The sequence below is a fragment of the Helicobacter didelphidarum genome, assembly GCF_003364195.1.
Lineage (GTDB): Bacteria > Campylobacterota > Campylobacteria > Campylobacterales > Helicobacteraceae > Helicobacter_A > Helicobacter_A didelphidarum.
Window position 1 is genome coordinate 1 of sequence record NZ_NXLQ01000078.1, and the last position, 2,901, is coordinate 2,901.

Annotated in this window: 6 protein-coding genes; 1 reads left to right on the forward strand and 5 read right to left on the reverse strand. The window is 32.6% G+C overall.

Annotation, left to right across the window (positions count from 1 at the left end):
- Window positions 1–148 precede the first annotated feature (148 nt).
- A complete protein-coding gene (locus CQA53_RS10645; RefSeq protein ID WP_181882456.1) occupies window positions 149–352 on the reverse strand; it encodes a hypothetical protein in 204 nt (67 codons plus the stop codon).
- A gap of 77 nt (window positions 353–429) precedes the next feature.
- Between CQA53_RS10645 and CQA53_RS12600 the strand changes: the two genes are divergently transcribed.
- On the forward strand, window positions 430–660 hold the full coding sequence (locus tag CQA53_RS12600) for a hypothetical protein (protein ID WP_181882457.1): 231 nt from the start codon (window positions 430–432) through the stop codon (window positions 658–660).
- Window positions 661–728: 68 nt separating this feature from the next.
- Here CQA53_RS12600 and CQA53_RS10655 read toward each other — a convergent pair whose 3' ends face one another.
- Genes CQA53_RS10655 through CQA53_RS10670 form a run of 4 tightly spaced genes read right to left on the reverse strand, consistent with a single transcriptional unit; the run spans window position 729 to window position 2,632 of the window.
- Window positions 729–1,148, reverse strand: coding sequence for a hypothetical protein (locus tag CQA53_RS10655; RefSeq protein ID WP_115543932.1), 420 nt, complete (start codon window positions 1,146–1,148; stop codon window positions 729–731).
- Entirely contained in the window at window positions 1,148–1,696 is a 549-nt protein-coding gene (locus tag CQA53_RS10660; RefSeq protein WP_115543933.1) for a T6SS effector amidase Tae4 family protein, read from the reverse strand. Before CQA53_RS10660 ends, CQA53_RS10655 begins: the two co-directional genes overlap by 1 nt.
- Entirely contained in the window at window positions 1,647–2,189 is a 543-nt protein-coding gene (locus CQA53_RS10665; RefSeq protein WP_115543934.1) for a hypothetical protein, read from the reverse strand. Before CQA53_RS10665 ends, CQA53_RS10660 begins: the two co-directional genes overlap by 50 nt.
- A 14-nt stretch (window positions 2,190–2,203) precedes the next feature.
- On the reverse strand, window positions 2,204–2,632 hold the full coding sequence (locus tag CQA53_RS10670; protein ID WP_112052510.1) for a hypothetical protein: 429 nt from the start codon (window positions 2,630–2,632) through the stop codon (window positions 2,204–2,206).
- Window positions 2,633–2,901 lie beyond the last annotated feature (269 nt).

Below are 2,901 nucleotides of genomic sequence, written 5' to 3' on the forward strand. Positions count from 1 at the left end.
ATTGGCATTGTTGTTAGGGCAATTTTCTTGTTGTGATGATATATTTTCCTTAGATTCTCTCTCCCTTATTTCTGCATATACACTGCTTACTAAGAGTTTGGTTTGATAAGGAAATTCTAAAGTATGGAATCTTTCTTTACAAGATTCTCTAATACAAGATGCTTGAGTTTTTGGGTGTGATTGATAGATGGATATTTTTAAGAGATTCTATGTCATCAAGAATTATCTCTCCATTTTGGCTTTCTTCATCAAAAAGGATAGTGTTATTATGTGCGATGACTTTTATTCTAGCATTTGTGATATTATGATGATTTATATCCCTCACTTGTATTTTTATAGGATTTGTATTCATATTGCTCATTTCTCACTTAACCCTTAAATATCATGTAATTCTTGTATAACAAAAAAAGATTACTATTTTGTATGGAAATGTCATTATGCCTTTACTCACTCTTCACTTCTCCACCTTTGACTACAAGTCCTTTGTTATCTATCACTACTTCTACACCACCTGCTTTTATGATGACAGAGTCTCCTTTGGCTATGATTTGGGTTTCGCCTACTTTATGGGTGATTTCATTATCAGCTATTGTTTGTATAGTGCTTTGTGCAATGATACCTAATGAATCAGATTCTATATTGGCAACATTTCTAGCTTAAAAAGAAAGTGTTTGAGATTCTATACTTTTTGATTCTATGTGGTAAGTGGCTCATTTGTGTTTCCTAAGTTATTTGCAAATCTTGCAGTATTTCTTTACTATGCGTTCTACTTCATCTTGGTATTCTTTAGAGTCATAGATTTCTAGGCATGGGGCAACATATACAAGATTACCCAAGTGTATCTCGCTTTTCTTTTTCATCACATACAATTCTAGCTCCTTTCTTGCAGGAAGTGGCTCCACGACATCAAAAAGAGGGTAGTAAATATGATCATAATAACCCGGATCATAACCACCTACTATTGATGTTCTACCTAGTGATGTTCTACTCCCATTACGAACGCCATCTAAGCAGTATATGATCCCATCTTTTTTAAATGCACCTACGCGTTCTTCAAAGGAGTAGTCTGCTTTATATTTATAACTTGGTTCCAAATCATGAGCCATAAGATAGATACAGCCCAAAAATAACACTATAACTGCTTTCATTAGTCTAACTCCCAAAAAAAGAATTCTCTAGCGAGATATTCTACACCATTAGAATCTATACCACCTAAATGATTAATATTTTTTTCATTCTGCACATCAACAAATTCATTGAGATTCCATAAAGTCGTATGCCAAAAATTCCTATAATATTGTCCATTAATAAACCCTTGTCCGCCAATAGTAGCTATACCCTTTGTGTCTAGAGTTATAAGTTCTATCAAAAGTGATTGGTTGTGCTCTAATAATGCCTTATATGATGATATTTCATAAAAGCTTTTTCTAATGTTGGGCTTACCCCATTGTTTCAGTAAAAAATCCCTCATTTGAATCACTCCGACAATATAAAGATGCGCTTGCTTTTCAGCTTCACTCCCTTTAAGAGAACTATATTCTCTATTTTCAATTTTTGTATTGATTGGCATTCCACCAAAGTTTAAAGCATGGCTTACTTGTAAAGCACAAGTGTTTCTAAAACTTTCCATATTCCGCTTAAACTCATCAAATATATTTCCACCTATTTTTTCGTATCGTGCTTGTGCGAATCGCATTTTTTTTTGCAAATCCTTTAGCTAGATTGATGGCTTCCTGCTCACTTTTACCCTCTTTGATAGCTTCTTGTTTTTTTGTTTCAAGCAATGTAACATAGGCGATTTGAGTGTCTATCATATTTATCTCATCATACGCTCTTTTTACACTCTCAAAGTTCGGTCTCTTAGCTCTCTCCACCTCCACATACACTATCTTTGTTTCCTTATATGTATGAAGTCTTAGTATTATTTGCAAAGCTTGTAAATCTTTAGAATCTAGCAGTATTTGCTTTTCTTGTAATTGTGGAATCTCTTCTGCAAGAATCAAGGCTATATCTTTATTACTCTTTGTATCTTTTATAGAGAGGTTAGATTCTCTAAGTTCTAGTATATAGCCTATCTCACTCTTTAGATTCTCATTTAGATAGTGGGTATCACAAGAGTGTGAGAGGGTGTAGGTGGTATTGGTGTTTGAGATTCTATACTTTTTGATTCTATGTGGTAAATGACTCATTTGTGATTCCTAAGTTATTTGCAATGTTTGCTAACTATTGTTTCAAGTCGTTCTTGAAATTCCTTATTCTCATATACCCCATAAAAACAATTATTCACTTTCCCCAAAGAGTCGAAAGGCAAATATTCTTTGTCTAAATATGTTTTAATTTCTTCTAGTGGTTCAATGCCACATGTCTTTACCATATTGTCTATATGGCTTGGATTTTCTATTTCTTTTCTTTCTTTACATTTAGGCATGTGGTGCATTTTTCGCTCATTGGAAGTGTAACCCAAACAATACATTAAAGCCCATCTTTTGTAGTATTTAACAGGATCTTTTGTGAATCTATATCTTTCAAAAGATATAGATTCTGAATATGCTTTGGTCTCATCATAACAATAACTTCGTCCTAAAGATGAAATTGGTGCAATCAATAACAATATAACAAAAAAATTTTTCATTACTCAATCCCCCAAAAGTAAAATTGTCTAACAATCACATTGCTTCTTTCATCAAGCAAATAATTAGAATCATCCAAAAATCATTTCTCATCATTATCCCATAATGTTATGTTCTTGAAAATCTATAACGACTTGTGTATTGCAAGATTCTCTTACTGCATTGACATAAGATTCTTTATCTTCATCTTCTTTATGAACCTTAAAGGTAGGTTTATTTAACTTTAAGATTGTAATGCTTTTGAAATTATCTGCATACAGAAAAACACATA